The sequence below is a fragment of the Spectribacter acetivorans genome (assembly GCF_031846305.1).
In the GTDB taxonomy this organism is placed as follows: Bacteria; Pseudomonadota; Gammaproteobacteria; order Nevskiales; family Salinisphaeraceae; genus Spectribacter; species Spectribacter acetivorans.
Map to the genome: position 1 here is coordinate 55,737 of NZ_JAVRHY010000006.1, position 15,267 is coordinate 71,003.

At 61.2% G+C, this 15,267-nt stretch carries 18 protein-coding genes; 9 read left to right on the top strand and 9 right to left on the bottom strand.

Features of this window, described 5'->3' with window-relative positions; translation table 11 throughout:
• Nucleotides 1-149: 149 nt before the first annotated feature.
• Nucleotides 150-1,739, top strand: coding sequence for a DUF4139 domain-containing protein (locus RM531_RS08370; protein ID WP_311658611.1), 1,590 nt, complete (start codon nucleotides 150-152; stop codon nucleotides 1,737-1,739).
• Here RM531_RS08370 and RM531_RS08375 read toward each other — a convergent pair.
• The 3 genes from RM531_RS08375 to RM531_RS08385 form a co-directional block, all read right to left on the bottom strand.
• Nucleotides 1,736-1,912 carry a hypothetical protein gene (locus RM531_RS08375; RefSeq protein ID WP_311658612.1) on the bottom strand — a complete coding sequence of 59 codons (177 nt, stop codon included), beginning with the start codon at nucleotides 1,910-1,912 and terminating at the stop codon, nucleotides 1,736-1,738. The two genes, RM531_RS08370 and RM531_RS08375, sit on opposite strands and share 4 nt — an antisense overlap.
• A gap of 177 nt (nucleotides 1,913-2,089) precedes the next feature.
• Nucleotides 2,090-2,320: a hypothetical protein gene (locus RM531_RS08380; RefSeq protein ID WP_311658613.1), complete on the bottom strand. Its 231-nt coding sequence runs from the start codon at nucleotides 2,318-2,320 to the stop codon at nucleotides 2,090-2,092.
• Between the two features lie 31 nt (nucleotides 2,321-2,351).
• Complete coding sequence (locus RM531_RS08385; protein WP_311658614.1) at nucleotides 2,352-2,765, bottom strand: hypothetical protein; 414 nt, start codon at nucleotides 2,763-2,765, stop codon at nucleotides 2,352-2,354.
• A 183-nt stretch (nucleotides 2,766-2,948) separates the two neighbouring features.
• On the opposite strand from RM531_RS08385, the gene RM531_RS08390 reads away from it, so the two are divergent.
• Nucleotides 2,949-3,833: a M48 family metallopeptidase gene (locus RM531_RS08390; RefSeq protein ID WP_311658615.1), complete on the top strand. Its 885-nt coding sequence runs from the start codon at nucleotides 2,949-2,951 to the stop codon at nucleotides 3,831-3,833.
• Here RM531_RS08390 and RM531_RS08395 read toward each other — a convergent pair.
• Together RM531_RS08395 and RM531_RS08400 are read right to left on the bottom strand one after the other, a co-directional pair.
• Nucleotides 3,828-4,373: a hypothetical protein gene (locus tag RM531_RS08395; RefSeq protein WP_311658616.1), complete on the bottom strand. Its 546-nt coding sequence runs from the start codon at nucleotides 4,371-4,373 to the stop codon at nucleotides 3,828-3,830. The two genes, RM531_RS08390 and RM531_RS08395, sit on opposite strands and share 6 nt — an antisense overlap.
• Nucleotides 4,374-4,381: 8 nt before the next feature.
• Nucleotides 4,382-4,564 (bottom strand): hypothetical protein, encoded by a 183-nt coding sequence (locus RM531_RS08400; RefSeq protein ID WP_311658617.1) that lies wholly within the window; start codon nucleotides 4,562-4,564, stop codon nucleotides 4,382-4,384.
• A gap of 346 nt (nucleotides 4,565-4,910) precedes the next feature.
• Between RM531_RS08400 and RM531_RS08405 the strand changes: the two genes are divergently transcribed.
• The 3 genes from RM531_RS08405 (at nucleotide 4,911) to RM531_RS08415 (ending at nucleotide 6,130) form a co-directional block, all read left to right on the top strand.
• Nucleotides 4,911-5,525 carry a hypothetical protein gene (locus RM531_RS08405; protein ID WP_311658618.1) on the top strand — a complete coding sequence of 205 codons (615 nt, stop codon included), beginning with the start codon at nucleotides 4,911-4,913 and terminating at the stop codon, nucleotides 5,523-5,525.
• A gap of 22 nt (nucleotides 5,526-5,547) precedes the next feature.
• On the top strand, nucleotides 5,548-5,889 hold the full coding sequence (locus RM531_RS08410; RefSeq protein ID WP_311658619.1) for a hypothetical protein: 342 nt from the start codon (nucleotides 5,548-5,550) through the stop codon (nucleotides 5,887-5,889).
• A 100-nt stretch (nucleotides 5,890-5,989) separates the two neighbouring features.
• Nucleotides 5,990-6,130 carry a hypothetical protein gene (locus tag RM531_RS08415; RefSeq protein WP_311658620.1) on the top strand — a complete coding sequence of 47 codons (141 nt, stop codon included), beginning with the start codon at nucleotides 5,990-5,992 and terminating at the stop codon, nucleotides 6,128-6,130.
• On the opposite strand, the gene RM531_RS08420 is transcribed toward RM531_RS08415, so the two are convergent.
• Genes RM531_RS08420 through RM531_RS08435 form a run of 4 tightly spaced genes read right to left on the bottom strand, consistent with a single transcriptional unit; the run spans nucleotide 6,127 to nucleotide 11,364 of the window.
• Entirely contained in the window at nucleotides 6,127-6,750 is a 624-nt protein-coding gene (locus RM531_RS08420; RefSeq protein WP_311658621.1) for a deoxynucleotide monophosphate kinase family protein, read from the bottom strand. The genes RM531_RS08415 and RM531_RS08420 overlap by 4 nt on opposite strands.
• A 52-nt stretch (nucleotides 6,751-6,802) precedes the next feature.
• Nucleotides 6,803-7,714 (bottom strand): tetratricopeptide repeat protein, encoded by a 912-nt coding sequence (locus tag RM531_RS08425; RefSeq protein ID WP_311658622.1) that lies wholly within the window; start codon nucleotides 7,712-7,714, stop codon nucleotides 6,803-6,805.
• A gap of 51 nt (nucleotides 7,715-7,765) precedes the next feature.
• Entirely contained in the window at nucleotides 7,766-8,854 is a 1,089-nt protein-coding gene (locus RM531_RS08430; RefSeq protein ID WP_311658623.1) for a tyrosine-type recombinase/integrase, read from the bottom strand.
• A gap of 44 nt (nucleotides 8,855-8,898) precedes the next feature.
• Nucleotides 8,899-11,364, bottom strand: a complete 2,466-nt coding sequence (locus tag RM531_RS08435; RefSeq protein WP_311658625.1) for a DEAD/DEAH box helicase — start codon at nucleotides 11,362-11,364, stop codon at nucleotides 8,899-8,901.
• Nucleotides 11,365-11,465: 101 nt separating this feature from the next.
• Between RM531_RS08435 and RM531_RS08440 the strand changes: the two genes are divergently transcribed.
• Genes RM531_RS08440 through RM531_RS08455 form a run of 4 tightly spaced genes read left to right on the top strand, consistent with a single transcriptional unit; the run spans nucleotide 11,466 to nucleotide 14,848 of the window.
• Nucleotides 11,466-12,263 carry a hypothetical protein gene (locus RM531_RS08440; RefSeq protein WP_311658627.1) on the top strand — a complete coding sequence of 266 codons (798 nt, stop codon included), beginning with the start codon at nucleotides 11,466-11,468 and terminating at the stop codon, nucleotides 12,261-12,263.
• Nucleotides 12,260-13,018 (top strand): hypothetical protein, encoded by a 759-nt coding sequence (locus RM531_RS08445; RefSeq protein ID WP_311658629.1) that lies wholly within the window; start codon nucleotides 12,260-12,262, stop codon nucleotides 13,016-13,018. Before RM531_RS08440 ends, RM531_RS08445 begins: the two co-directional genes overlap by 4 nt.
• Nucleotides 13,019-13,040: 22 nt before the next feature.
• Nucleotides 13,041-14,210, top strand: coding sequence for a type IV CRISPR-associated protein Csf2 (gene csf2 / locus RM531_RS08450; protein WP_311658630.1), 1,170 nt, complete (start codon nucleotides 13,041-13,043; stop codon nucleotides 14,208-14,210).
• The gene (locus RM531_RS08455; protein WP_311658631.1) at nucleotides 14,207-14,848 is read left to right on the top strand and encodes a hypothetical protein; all 642 of its coding nucleotides are present in this window, start codon (nucleotides 14,207-14,209) and stop codon (nucleotides 14,846-14,848) included. Before csf2 ends, RM531_RS08455 begins: the two co-directional genes overlap by 4 nt.
• The last annotated feature ends 419 nt before the right edge of the window (nucleotides 14,849-15,267 follow it).

Below are 15,267 nucleotides of genomic sequence, written 5' to 3' on the forward strand. Positions count from 1 at the left end.
AGGGGGAGGACTCGCTGCAGATTCAACATAGCCCGAAAGTGGATATAAGCAAGCGCCTTAAAACCTCAAAAAAAACCCGCTTTCAAGCTCGCCGCCCGACAGCCATAACGCGCCATCATGATCAGAATCCTCGCTCCCGAGACGCACGCATGATCACTCGCCTCGTACTCGCCCTGACCGCCACGTTCACCCTCGGCGCCGCGACAGCCTCCCAGGGAACAATCACCCAGGTCCTCGCCCTTCCAGACTCGGCACAGATCACCCGTAGTCTCGAGCTGTCAGTGGTGAAAGGCGTCAACCCCATCCGTCTCGGGCCTTTTCCGGCCGCCATGGATCCGGACTCTATCCAGATAGAACTGTCAGGAACTGGCTTGTCTCTGGGGTCAATAACACCCCGACGATTGCATCAAGCCGAGTTCAGTGATGCCCTCACCAAGACGCTACGAACCAGGCTCGAACAGGTTCAGCAGGCTATCCAGGCTCTGCAGGATCGCGCCTTGGCGCTCGAGCGTCGGGAATCATTTATTACCCAGATGGCCGCGGCGATCGCCGCACCCGCGGAAGGTCAGCCACTGTTGCCGCCCAGCAACTGGGACGATGCCGCCAACCGGCTTCAGTCCCAGATCGAAGAGGTATACGTGCGCCGGCGCGAGCTCGAACAGAACAAGCAGGATCGCGAGGAGGATCAGGCCAAGATCCAGGCCGAGCTCTCGTCCTATCAGAATCGCGCTCGCAGCGTGCAGGTCGTGGACATCACACTTGATTCTGACGCGCAGCGTTCAGCCGAAATTGTTCTTCGTTATCGCGTCAATGGCGCCAGATGGCAGCCTCGTTATCGGGCCCATCTTGATAGCCATAGCCACCAGCTTCGCCTGGAGCTGATTGCCGAACTCACGCAATCCACCGGTGAAGACTGGCCTGGCGTTTCCCTGCGCGTGGCCACCCAGCGCAGCGACCTTGGCACTCGGCCCCCGAGCCTTTCTCCTTGGCTGGTGAGTGCTGCGCCACGCATCACCCCTCAACAGGCCCTGCGCGAGACCCGCGCCCTGGCCGCGTCGGACTTCGCAGGCAGCCAGCCTGAAACCGCCACGGCCAGCCCCAGACTGGACGGCTTCAGTCTGTCCTATGAGGTGCCCGGTCCTACCGACGTGCGCTCCGATAACGACCCGGTCGGGGTGTCCCTTGCGACCTGGGAACTCGATGCCACGGTTACCCATCGGGCAGCACCCCGCCGCCTCCCCGCGGCGTTCGTGCACGCCCGAACCGCCATGCCGGAAACCTCGGCTCTGTTGCCGGGCCCCGTCGAGCTATATCGGGATCAGAGCTACATCGGCCGAACCCGGATCGAGCAGGCTCAGGACGTGGACGGCCTTTCGCTTTCCTTTGGGGCTGATGACACTGTCAAAGTCACCTACGAGGCTGGCCCAGCCACAACCGAAGACGTCGGCATGCTGCGCCGCCAGCAGCAGGCATCTCGAACCCACCTGATCCGAATCACGAACCATCATGGCCGCTCGATCCGCCTGGTCCTGCTTGATCAGGTCCCGGTCGCCCGTGATGACACCGTCACCATCGCCAACCAATATCAGCCCAGGCCACCGGAGCCCTATAACGAAAAGCTTGAAAACGGCCTGATTGTCTGGCGTGAAACGATAGCCCCTGACGCCTCATTCGAGGCCAAGGTCGACACAACCCTGACCTATGAGCCCGAAGCCAGACTCCAGGGGTGGCCTGATTAAAGCAGCGCCAGTGCCTGCTGGCCCTCGTCGCTGTAGCAATGCCAGTCGTCGTCCGGGTCAAACGAGGCCGCGCCGCCCATTTCGTGCTCGGCGAGAAGCCCCATCAGCATCTCGCCAAGCATGTCGTCGAGCTTGGACTGAGCCTCCTCGTGAACCTCCGCCAGGAATTGCACACAGCTCTCCCGGTCCCAGCCGGGCCGCAACCGCTGAATCTCATCAATGCCAGCTTTCGCAAAAATTGTAGTCACGCTATCTCCTTTGTGTTGGTCGCGCACGACAAACGCCGCGGTCTTTGACTCCACGCTAGAGCAACGTCACGGAATGCAAGCCCCCTCCCGAGAGGAGGAGGTTTAACTCCGGCGGCCGTCCTCGACGCCTTCCTGGCGTTCAGGTATCGCCGCCGCATCGGCCAGCAACTGGGTCTTTGCGATGTTGCTGGCGCCGACCAGGCCAGCCATGACCACGGCCACCCCGAACATCGCCGAGCGCAGGTGTTTCGGCGCGAGCCGGGACAGGAACGCCAGAATGAGGAATACGGCGCCGCCATGGGCCAGAGCAATCAGCAATGAAGTCGAGGCCATGGCCGATTTCCCGAAGAGTTACAACGCAGGCCTAGAGGCCACGTCGCGCCGTAAACCAAACCTTCATGCGGCGCAGCCAGCCCATCTCCGAGCTGGTGAGCACCTCGAACCGGCGCCAGCCGGATTCCATCGAGTACACGCCCATGATGTGCCGCTTGCCCTCGATGAATCCCTCCAGATAGACCGGGAAAATCACGTTGCACGACGCACACCCGCCGGCCAGACGGGCCTGCATACGATCGTCGAGCTTGGCAATGCGCCCCTTGATCAGCGCCGGGTCCACACGCTCACCGCAGCTTACGCAGTTCAGCTCCGGGATCATCATCCGCAACGCACCGCGGTCTTCCACCAGCCCGGCACTGACCACCGGCGAGGCCTCCCAGAAACTCTTGAGTTTCTGAGACCCCCAGTGGAACGGGTTGCCGCGATAAGTCGTGTCACACATGGTCATTGAGGTCCTTGTCGTCGCCAGGGCAGCCTGACTCGAAGCGGGCAACCAGACCATGAGGCCGGCGCCACCTTCTGAGATGATCCTCGCATGGTCACCATAAACTGCAAGTCCTGAAAAACGTCTCGTTTCAGGCGCTTTAATTCCCGCCGCCCGCCGGTATCTGTCTATGCTGAACCGATGCTGGCCCTGCTCTTGATACAGCTGCTGCTCATCGGCGCCCTGGCCCTGTTGTTCATCGTCCCCGCGCTGACGTTTCACGCCGGGCTGATCTACCTGCACAACACCCCTCCGCTGAATCATTACCTGCCAGTTGTGTCAGTCGAAGATCTGCTGTGGTGGTCCTGCCTGGCGATGGCCGCCGCCTACGTCCTCATCCTGCTGCGCTACCTGTTCGTCTCCAATCGCCGGGTCGCCAGGCATATCGCCGGCGTTCATGATCTTGTCGAACTCCCGGACAAGCATGGCGCAACACAGATGGGTCATGCGCTCGCCCGATCCATGGGCATCCGCATCCCGCGTTTCTATCTCATGGCCAGCCCGGTCCCCAATGCGTTTGCGCTGCAGTCAACCGGCCGCGACTGCGTGGTGATCACCGGCGGGTTGGCGGCCACCTTGTCAACGGACGCTCTACGCTGGGTCATTGCGCACGAGCTGGCCCATCTGTGCTATCGAGATGCCGCCATCCGGAGTTTCTGGCTGACGGTCATTCGATCGCTATACAGTCCTTCGATCTTTCTTGCATCGATGAAGCAGGACATGGCGCGTTCTGGGTGGTGGCGGCCCGGCACGGCCTTTGTTCTCCTGCCACTGACGTTTCCGATGGAGGCAAGTGGCTGGCTGGCGACAATCGCTCGCCGGCTTTATCTTGTCCTTGATGGCCCGCTCTCACGTCGCGCCGAATGGAGAGCCGATGCCATGGCTACGCGCTACACCGGTGCCGCCGCCGGCGTCGAGGCACTTAGTTCCCTGAGTTTTGGATTGGAGCACAGCATCGATGTGTGGTCATCACACCCACCCACGCCCGCGCGAATCGCGCGGATCCGCGAACAGTCCAGTCTATAAGCGCCCCGACTTGGCTCGGCCAACCCACCCTTCTTCGACGCCACCCATCAGGTCAGGATTGTATTGCTGCAGCACTGTCACCGCCTCGATCAGTCGTATCTGTGCGGCCATCCAGTCTCCGAAGCCCATCTTGCCTCGGTCCACTCGCTGCTGGGCGTAGTCGCGAAGCGCGACTGACCCGTCAGGCTGGATATCCCATTCGAATACCAGCCGGCTGACCCCGTCCTGTATGAGCTTGCGATCCGTGGCCAGATTGACCTGACGAACGATCTCCACGATCGCGCTACTGGGGACCTGTACACGCGCACCTCGCGTTACCTGCTTGCCATCCTCCGTGGCCGCCTGGGGCTCCACCAGAACCCCCTCGACCATCCCCGGCGAACTGGCATCCGAAACCACCAGCAGGCGAATAGATCGGCCCTCGCAAAGCACGCAAACCCCGTTGCCTGGGAATACCCGCCCGTCTGCCGCGGCTTCCGGCCAATCAAAGCGCAGCACCGGGATCGCGACGCTGTTGGTATTAGGCGGTGCGTCGGCCATGGCGACCATCAGTGGTGGCCGTCCGTCTTATCGTCATTCCTGGCGTCACCCGAATCATCCGCCGCCTCTCGGCTTTGGGTCACCGCATCTTCGTCATAGCGGCAACCGCAGTGATTTATCGAGGTACCGCCGCCGAAGATTTCCCCGATCAGGCTAGGCGCAAGGCGCAGCAATTCGATTGACTGGCTCATGGCTGGCGGGGCAGCCATGCCAATCGCCATCCCCAAAAATACCGCTGCGTATCGACACCTCATGGGCCATTGCCTCCTGAAAGAATAGTCCAGCAGCCCACGACATTTATCGTTCGCTACCGCCCTCAGACCTATCCTCTCGCGGACCCGGTAAACCGCAACCCTTCCTAAAACGGCCGCATTCGCAGGCCACTCCCCCTGGCCTGATCTCGATAATCGGAGTCATCTACCGCCGGTAAATCCGGCATCAGATGCTGGTAACAGCATCACCCAACCGCCCATGGGGCTTCGCGCCCCACTGCGGGCACGTTTGCGTCATGGGTTCCCACCCTAACGGGAGGCCCCCATGTTCGAGACCTACTCGGAATCCGGGAGCGTCAAGCTCCGACCCTTCCACTACCTACCCTTCCACCGGGCTCTCATCGCCCGGGTCAACCGCATCCGCCAGTCCTGGTATGTCCAGGTGCAACGGACACTGGCCAGCTTCATCGTCAACAGCGACACGCTGGCCGGCCCCGAAGCACGGATGATGTTGGGTGAGCATCTCCGGCAATACCTGCCGGCGCTGCATTGCCACAACATTCATCGTCTGGTGGATGAGTGCTTCGAAGGCAAACGTCTTCGACAGCCCGCCAAAACGGCACCCTCTTTCGAGACCGTGCCCATCAACAGCCTTCGGCTGGACGAGCTGGGGTGTCATCTCCAGCTCAAACCGGACTCCCGGACGCTCGTCTGGAAGACCGATCCGGCTAGCTCTCGCGAGTTCGCCGGCTACCAAAACACGTCTGTCGCGCAGGCGCTCTATCTCACCCTCGACGAGGTAGCCCAATGGGGCCCTCGTACCGGTGGCGCCTTCGTTATCGACGCCCATGACCGCGTGTCACACGTCAGCCGCTATTACGGCGGTCTTGGCGTGCACACCGTGGTCGAGATCCAAAACGCAATCACGGCCGCTGCCTGATTGCTCTTTCCGGAGAATGAAAATGGCTGCACAGCTACAAACTGCCCTCATGTCCGACACGGCCCTGGCCTTCCGGACTTGCAAGCATTACATGCCCGACGCCGCCTACATGGAGAGGCAGCAGTTTTTCGGGGATGACGCGGTACTCGCCTCCAACCAATTCTGGGAGCAGCTTCGACAGACGCTGCCCGAGTATCTGGACGGCGGGTTTGCGGTGCTCAGCACCCACCCGTCGCACAGCGAGGTCATTGCCCAGACCTCTGACCAGCTCGATATCGGTTACGCCCATGGCGTCGATCGCTTGCTGGAGGCCCTGAGCTTCGCAAGAAGCCTTGGGCTCGAGGAGATCTGTGTCCAATTCTGATCTGTACAGACCGGGCCCCTGAAAAGGGGCCTGGTCATCACCCCTTTTACCTGCCCCTTCCCGCGGTCAAGGCGCCGATCATGGTGCCGATAGCCCATCCATGGCCATATCCATGTCAGACCTTGTTCGCCCCCGCGTTCGTGATCTCGCCTGTATGGCGGGCCTGCTGATGGGCGCCGCCTTGCTTTTTTCCGGCTTTATCGCCGCCAACATGCTGTTGTTTGCCCGGCTGATCGGCTAGGCGACCTGCTCAAGTAGCGGCGTGCAGGCAGCAATCACACGCCTTCGGTAGGCGTCGAGTGACGCGTTGTTGACGATTCGCTGATCCCCCTCGGCAAATGCCACTCCCGCTTCTGAACTGTGGTTCCAGTTGATGGCCACGTTGCGGGCCGCGTCATCCTTGTCTATGTGCACGATAAAGCCCCCGAGCTGCCTCACCACATCCGCCTCCCATTCGTAGCGAACGTCGCTGAATACCACCCCAGCCCAGCCCTCGGACAATCGTGCCTGCATGTCCATGACGGCACGACGCACGATGATGTCGTCTCCGTATCTCTCACGCAGCCGATCCCCTTCCTGCTGACACAGGTCACGCGCGGTGCAGCCCCAGCCCGGGATTACGACATCCTTGAGATCACGCGCCCAGAGATATTCAGCGGCTACCCGCTTGGTCTGCTTGATATGCAGTTTCAGCGGGTCGGCGAAGGCGATCTTGGCAAAGCCCATCGGCTTGAGAAAATCCGCGAGCGTGTCCTTGCCGGATTCCGCCGGCCCGTGAACCCCAAGCACCTTTGGCTTGGCCTTGCCGTGGGCCAGCGATTCGATCAGAGATGACAACGAAGGGATGTTTGCGAACGACATATTCGACCTCCTATGGCTCCATTCTAGGGAGTCCGGCCGAACTGCAACCCCGTTATTCCAGTCGCTTCAATGCCGCTTTATCGATGAACCCGGTCAGGTGAGAAGCCGAGTGGTACACCTCCGCCCACCCCTTGGCGGCATGCAGCAGATACACGCGATCCCCCTGGTGGAATTGTCCGATACTTGCCTTGGACTGGTCTGGTCCGGGGTAGATGTCAATCACGCTACGATCGACCCGGTATTCACCCAGGTTCTCCAGAAACGTCCGGATGTCCTCGATGGCCTGCTCATACCCCTGCCGTGCTGCGGCCGCATGCCAGTAAACCGCCTCGCTCGTACTTTGATCGAGGCCACGCCCTAACGCATACATCCACCCAAGCTCCGCCTGCGCCGCCGGCAACCCTTGCTGGGCGGCTTTCAGCAGCCACTGGCCGGCGGCGGCGTCATCTTTTTCGACCCCGATCCCACGCGCGTAGGCCAGCCCCAGGTTGAATTGCGACCGAGCAAGACCAGCCTCCGCGGCTTTCTCGGTCCATATCGCCGCCCTGGTTGCGTCTTTCTCAACGAGACGACCCTCGTTGTAGATCGCCCCAAGATTATGAGCGGCTGAAGGCATGCCGGCCGCGGCCGCCGCCTCATACCACCGCACGGCCTTCTCGCCGCTCGGCGCCACGCCATCACCGGCGGCGTAGATGGCGCCCAGCATGGCCTGTGATCGCGCGCTGCCAGCCTCGGCCGATGCCTTGAAAAGCCCCAGCGCCTTGGCCTTGTCCGCCTGCCCGCCCCAGCCGTAGTGGTAATTCATCGCCAGGAAGTGCTGCGCCCGCGCATCCCCCGCCTCAGCCGGCGTGGCCAGCAGTGCCCGGGCCTGCTCGTAATCGCCGGCCTGCATCGCCGCGATGCCGGCATCCACCTCCGATGCCTTCGCCGGCCCAAGGCAGGCCAGACAAAGCAGCAACGCCATCAACGCATGCCGTGACACTCGAGACTCCTGCTGTCGAATCGCGACCACACTCTACAGGGCCTGACTCATCAGGTACTTCTCGGTGCTAGTCACGGAGGCATGACCCAAACGGTCCCGGACGTACAGCAGAGCATCCGTCTGAGCTTTGGCCTGCATCATCGCGTGCAGCGTGTGGGTGGCGTAGGTGTGGCGCAGCACATGGACATTCACGTAGGGGATTCCAGCGGCCTCCCCAGCCTTTTTCACTACGCCGAGCAGCGCTGCGCCATCATTGGCATACGCCACCCCGTCCACCGTCAGAAACAGCGTGCGCTGAGGCTGCCCCGAGATGATCTCTAGGCGATGACGCTCGTGAATCACGTACTGCCAAAGGTCCTCCATGACCGTGCGAGGCACGTCGATCCCGCGCGCCTGTTTCCGCTTGATCGCCATGTCTTTAGGATCGAGATTGACCCGAATGAAAGAGCGATGCTTGGAATAAGTGGCGGGATCGATTACGTACTTCAGCGGGAACGTCGCCAGCTCTTCCCGGCGCAGACCCGTCGTCAGCGCCAATCGAACAATCAGCTTGTGTGTCGGGTTGCTGATGGCGTTAAGCAGGTCCAAGGATTGCTGCTTGCTCAGTACCCGAATCACGGTCCTCGGCGTTTTGAGCATGACGTCTGCCGAAACCCGCTTTCCCCCACTGGCATCGAGGTGGGCAAGAAATCCTTTGGGCTGGCTGACCGTGATCGTTTCGATGTCGTAGGGGACGCTTTGGACCCACCCCCTGTTACACGCATGCCGGTAAAACGCACAGAGTAATCGCAGTCGGGCGTTCACCGTCCGGGCAGCCAGACTTCCTCCTTCTGCACTCAGGTTCCAGTCTCGGAACTCGGCCAGAATGGTGGCTTCCCGATCATTGCCGACATCGCGCCAGTCAATCGCATTGGCTTCGCACCAGCCGAAGAATTGATACAGGGCCTTCCCGTAGGTCACCCATGACTTCTTGGACTCAACTCGTCCACTCTTGATCAGATGGCTGATACAGAAGTCCAGAGCCTCCGATGCGACCTTGCCATCTTTTGTGATGAGGATCGGAAAGCCGGTGTAGCTCTGGCCCTCGAGCTGGAACTTGTCGGTGCTAAAGAAGAGGTCCATATAGCGAGGCTAGCACCGAGTATCACAACTACAATCGGCAATCATCAGTTCCCGGCCCCCTGGTAGACATCAATGTCCTCAGGCGTCAGGGAGAACACTTCGCGGTGCTTGTACTCGTGGACCAGCGACTGGACCATGGGGTTGTAACCCTTGCCCGGGTCACTACCGCGAGGATCCAGCAACCAGAGCTGCCGACCCTTCAGGCCCGGCCGCCGGATCAGCCGTCCCACGGCCTGAGTCAGCGCCAGCATCATCTCCGCGGAGCTGACGTAGAAGCTGCTACTGCTCTTGTCGCCTGGCGTCGCGCGTGGAAACGGCAGCCTTGGGATCACCAGGTCGGTCAACACGAGATCGTCTTCGCTGGACAGACCATGTCCCGCACCGCCCAGGTCTTCGCCCGCCCAGGCCGGTCCGGTTGCGATCCACACCGGCCGTTCATTACGGGTCCCAGCCTCGATGAATTTATCACGGCAACGTGCATAGGCCTGGCTTCCACCCTGCTCTGGCACGACGACCAGACGATCACCGAGACGCCCGATCAGAGATTGACACAGTGCCTGGCATGTCTCGTGTGACGTGCATAACACCAAGGTACCGCCCGTGGCCTCCTGCGCAATCTTGTAGACGGCCACAGATAGCACCGTATGCCATCGCTTCTTGCCCGACCCGCCATGGTGCATCGAGGGCGGCGCAAGCCGCGATTTTTTGCTGATTCCGAGCTTGACCGGAAGCTGGTGAACCCTGACTCCCCCCCGCAGCCATTTCGGCAGAATCCGTCGGCTTTGCGTGGCCAGTTGATCTTCCGGCACTAACAACTTGCGTGCCATGTACGTACCCGACAGCCCGCTGCGGGTGTCCAGGTAGAGCGTGGCCGATGCGAGTATCGCTGCAGGGGCTGCCTCCCAGAGGTAGCTCAGGTATGCCCCGATATTGGGCTGTCCAACCTGGATGCTTGGGCTGTGTCGAACACTGCTGAAGCTCAGCTGGATGGTGGCGTCGCTTTTGTTGTAGGTCTTTCGTGACAACGCCAGGCTCAATACGGTCCGAGCCATGCGTAGTCGCTCGATACGAACCCGATCGCCGGCCTTGATATTGGCCCGGCCGTTTTTCCGCGGAAGCCCCTTCGATGCGTCGGTGAGCAGATCGCGAAGATCTCGGACCATGCGGTGGTCACCGGCCTGGTGGAGATTCAAGACAAGGCTGGCGTATCCCTCACGACGGCCCAGCTCGCCCATTTCCTTTTCCACGAACGCCAGCTCGGCCAGGGCTCGTTCGCATGCCCTTGCAGCCCTTGGCTTCAGGTGCTTTTGCAAGGCCACCAGGTCCGCCCGAATCCCTCCCATTCGGACCTTGCTGGATAGCCCGGTTTCAATGTTGTTTCGCAGCTGATGGGCTTCGTCGACAAACAGGATCGCGCCCTGGAACCCAAGTTTGCCCGGGCGCTCGCCGTCACGGTCCAGTCGAATTCGATTCCTCAGCCTTGCCCGCTCCGAATAGGGCCTGTCCAGATCCGCTTTCTCCAGCGTCACGCTCTCGATCTGGTTGTGCTGACGGATGCTATGCCACACATTCTGAGCGAGCATCGCGTGCGTGATTACGAGAACGTCAACGCGCTCATCCAGCGATTCGAACTGGCGATCATAGGCTTGTCGCCCAGCATCGCTTTCGTCCATGCCGTGGTTGAGCGATACCTGATCCGAATTGAATCCGGGGAATGCCTTGCAGAACTCAGATACTCGCCACCCCCGGGTTATCGTTTGCTCCGCCACCCAGGCACGTAATGCATCCGCCACATCCGACTCCGCGCTGTCGATGAGGTCCGAGACCCGCTCTTCGGATACGAATTCATTCGCCCCGATAGCGCTGGCGATACGCACGGGCCGATCGTTGGCCGCCAGCGACAGACTGGCCATGGTGTCATTCACCGAACGCAGATTCGGTACAGCGATGAGCACGCGCTGCCCCCGGTGAATCGCACAGTCAACCGCTGCCACTGCCATCGCCAGAGTCTTGCCACTGCCCGTGGCCGCCTCCATCAGACGCACCTTTCCATCCTCGACCGCCTCATCGATCAACCCAAGCATGGTTTCCTGCTCGGGGCGGTGTGACTGACCAGCCCGGGCCAGTGTCGCGATCATCCGGTCTACCCCTGCGCCGTGCCAGCTGGCCCTCGGCGAATCAGACTTGTCCCCGCTCTCCACCTCTCGACTGGCTCGCCACCCGGTATGGGCCAGCATCCCCACCACCGTCCCCAGGCGCATCGATGGCGCCAATGACTGGGCGTGACGATAGCGCTCGATCGCCGCCACCTCGTCCGGGGTCAGGCGCAGCGCCACCGGTTTACGAGCCTGGCCATTGCCAATGGGGACAGGCCGGGGTTGCTTGAGCCCCCTGGTGATCCAGTCGCGCAGACAATCCGCGCGCTTGCGCGCCCGGCATGACACCAGCGCGGCCTCCGGGACCGACACAGTGCAGGTATAGAAGCCCTCTTTATCAGGCGGCATTTGCATTTTTAATGAAATCCACTAGAACGAGGTATATCAGGGCGTTGCGAAAGCCGCAAGAGCTATTTTTTGTTGACACTATATTTTTTCTGTGGAACCTTCAGCCCATGCCCACCACCTGGATCACCATGCATAACCCTGAACCCTGCACCCAAGCGGATAACCGGCCCGTCTCGCAGCCAGTCAGCACGATCACGCTGAAATGGGCCAGTGCCGCGGATGAGGTCGTCAACGCGGCGGAAACCCGGCATCAGCTCCAGGTCATGGCCAACCAAGCCAAGATCCCCGAGCTCCCCGATGCCATGTTCCATCACGGACCCGGCGACAAGCTGAAACCCTCGATCATCTGGCGACCGGCCCGGGGCGGGGTTTGCCTGACCGCGGTGGGGGCCACGGCCCGCACCACACTCTTCCAGGCCCTGCCCAACCTGATGGCAGCTCTGGTCGATATCACCGGTGAGCAGATTGATATGGCGCTACCGCCCGGCACCCATGCCGGCGTCACGCTGGTGCGCCGGTCACCGGTGTATGTCGCAAGGCACGTTCTGATTGCCAAGAAACCAGGCCAGATGCAGCGGTGGAAAGGCGCGAGCGAGGATGAGCGAAGAGCCATCCTCCACGAGATGGTCGAGCGCAGCCTCCAGTTGCAGGCCGAGGCATGGGACCTTTGGATGCCCGATCGCATCCCGGGATTGCGACTTCTCAACTACGCAAAGGATATCGGCGGGGCCGACGTGACCCGCTCGGGCGGCGCGGACCGGCAGACCCGGATCGTGGGCACGCGCTGTCCGGCCATTCGATTTACCTGCGGTCTGAAGCTCGCCGGCCCCTGGGCAATCGGACATGGCACGTCCAAGGGATTCGGGTGCTTGCGTGAGCAGATCCGCATGGCGCGCGCAAAATGACCGTCACCGGCCTGCCGCCACACCTGTCCCCCACGCAATTCGCCGTGGAAACATCCGGCCTGATCCCGGCGCCAACCCATGCCCACGACGGGCCGGCTTGCGCCTGTGCCCGCTGCGGCGCCGCCATTGCCACCGGCGACCCCGTCCACGAGCACCTGCTTGGCGCCAATTTCACGGACCACCTGGCCCTGGCCAGTAACGCGCCGGTCGTCTGCCACGGGTGCGCCACGCTCACCCAGACGCATGCCAAGCGTGTCCATGCGCGGGTTATCGCCGCGGTGATCACCCGGGACGGCTGGTATCGCGCCGGCAAGCACACCGAAATGGCCTACTGGCTGTTGAATCCACCGGAAGCGCTTTTTGTCATCCACTGCCAGACCGCCAAGGGCCAGCACACCTTGTGGCGGAGCCGCGTCAACCTCGTGCGCAGCCCGTTTTTCATTCAGATTGGCGCCCGCACCGAACTCGTTCGACAGGAAACCCTGAACCACCTGGTCGAGCTGCTGCTGCCCTGGCAAGCCAAGAACAAGGCGAAGATGCCCATGCGCTTCGACCCCAGCCGAACCCCTATCGACGCCAGTCACATGATGCTCACCCAGCAGGCACAGGGCACCGAGATTGGCCATGCCCTCCTGCAAGCAACCTATGGCGAGGTCTGGGCCCTGGCCCGCATTATTTTCGCCGGCACCAACAAGGGAAAGCTGCCCAAATTCGAGCAGCCTGATCCTTTTCCTCGGCCGCTATTCGATACCTGACACAACACGGAATCAAACCCTTATGACCAACACCACGACCCTATCGATCAATGGCGTGTGCACCCTCACCGCGCCCCTGCATCAAGCCGCCTTTGGCGGCGCTGAGAGCAACCGGAGCGGCATCAAGGTAGCTCGCCAGATGAAGATGCCGCTTTCCCTGGTGATGGCCCCTCGGTCCAACGCCGATCAGGAAAAAACAGCGGATGTTGAAACCGAAGATGATGCGCTCGATGATCTTCGCGAAAGTCTGGATGAAGACGATGAGACGCCCGTTCAGGGTGGCTACACCATCCAGGTGCCCATAATCAGCGGCAACAGCATCCGTGGCCGGCTGTCCCGCAAGGCAGCCGATCGCATCCAGTCTGTCCTGATCGAGAAAGGACAGCAGATCTCCGACCGGGTCTATTACTCGCTTCGAAACGGCCGCGCATCGGTCGCCGGCGAAGCCGGCTTTCCCCGTCTGGACAAGATCCAGGCCGCCCATGACGACCTCAAGGCCGGGATTTTCGGGGTCGAAACCGTTGTCCCCAGCAAGCTGGTTACTCCTGACCTCATTCCGCTACTGGATTGCACGGCCCCGCTGGTCCCTGATCGTTACGCGCACCAATCCGTGCGGGGTATCGAGCCCTGGAAAACCCTGTTCACGAGCACCATTCGCTCGGTTGATGACATCGAACAGGGTGCCGATGTTCAGGCCGCCAACGTCTGGGAAGGCGGTCGCGAGGCGCTTCAGGCGTATATGGCCGACCGTCTTGGTGACAACGATGCCTACAAGACGCGTGACAAGGCAGCGAAACCCGAAGACGATCAGCCCAACAGAAAGACCTTTGCCAACATCATCAACTTCGAGTGTGTTGCCCCGCTCACACCGTTTCTGATGCGCCTATCTTTCGACCGCCTCCCCAGTGAAGCCCATGCCGGATTCGCCCTGCTGATCCTCGCCGATTTTCTCGAGGAGCGGCACCTCGGTGGCATTGGCAGGCTCGGTTACGGGACTTATGACGCATCCCTGGATGTCACCATCAATGGCGAAGAGCACTATGATGCGATCAAGCTCACCGATGCAGGTCTTACCCTGGCGCCGGCACTCGAAGCCCTGATCGAAAAGGGCCGACAGGCACTCGATGGCGTCAATGCGGAAGGTCTATCCAGTGTGCATGGACAGCTGACCCGGCCCAAGGCCACGGCATGAACCATCAGCCTTTTCGCATAGAACTCCGGTTGTCATCGCCGATGGTGGCACCCGAACACCCGATTCATCTCGACGGTGTGCTTGAGGAGTTGCTTGCGGCGCAGTCCGGCTACCAGGTCGAGCGTCCGCTACCACTGCCTCTGTCGACTGAGCAGAGAGATGGCGAATGGGTTTATCAGGCCAGCGCCTTTCAGCTGGTCCGGCATGCCCGCGGCATTCGCACGATCGTGCGCCGGCCAGAACCCGAGATTGACGCTGTGTCAGCCCAGCAAGGGCTAGCCAAACTCCCCAATTCCGTCACCCTGGGCACGGGCCCTAACCGCGCCTACGTGCTCAGCTTCCCCGTGCAGAAAGTCGACCGCGCGATTGCTTACGGCATTGGCGATATGACCGCTGTCCGATCGATTCTGGAAGACCTCAAGGGCCTTGGCGCCAAGCGCCGCCTTGGCTATGGCGAGATTGAACGACGCCTTGTAGAGCCCTGTGAGCCTGATGAATGCGCCTGGTGGGATCGTGCCATGCCATGGTCGTCTTCCGACGAGGCACAGTCCATTCCCATGGTCCAGACGGTACGCCCACCGTACTGGGATCGCACCAATCAACGTCAGGCTTGGCTACCCCTATCCCTGATAGGCTGAACACCGATCTTTAACAACTGAATGGCCGCGGAAACTGCCGCTTATCCGCGAGCGCTCCAGTCGTAGGCAAACCCACGGCAACGCTCGATCTATGTGTGACGGAAGTTTCCCAGGGTTTCGAACAGGTCACCCGGACGGTTTCGTACCCGATCTGGCGACCGCTCGCGGCGCCCTGCAAAAATACCTGGTAAACAGGCTTTTGACGGCACCCTCCAATAACACCGAGCTTCGCGCTTTGTGTTGGTAACGTTATGGCGGGGGACCTGGTTAATTGTCCTAGGGAACCAATAACACCGAGCTTCGCGCTTTGTGTTGGTAACGTATTGCAGCCGCAGCGACTCATAGCGCTCCACCCGCCAATAACACCGAGCTTCTCGCTTTGTGTTGGTAACAGCTCGACACGCTCCATGGCTTTACCG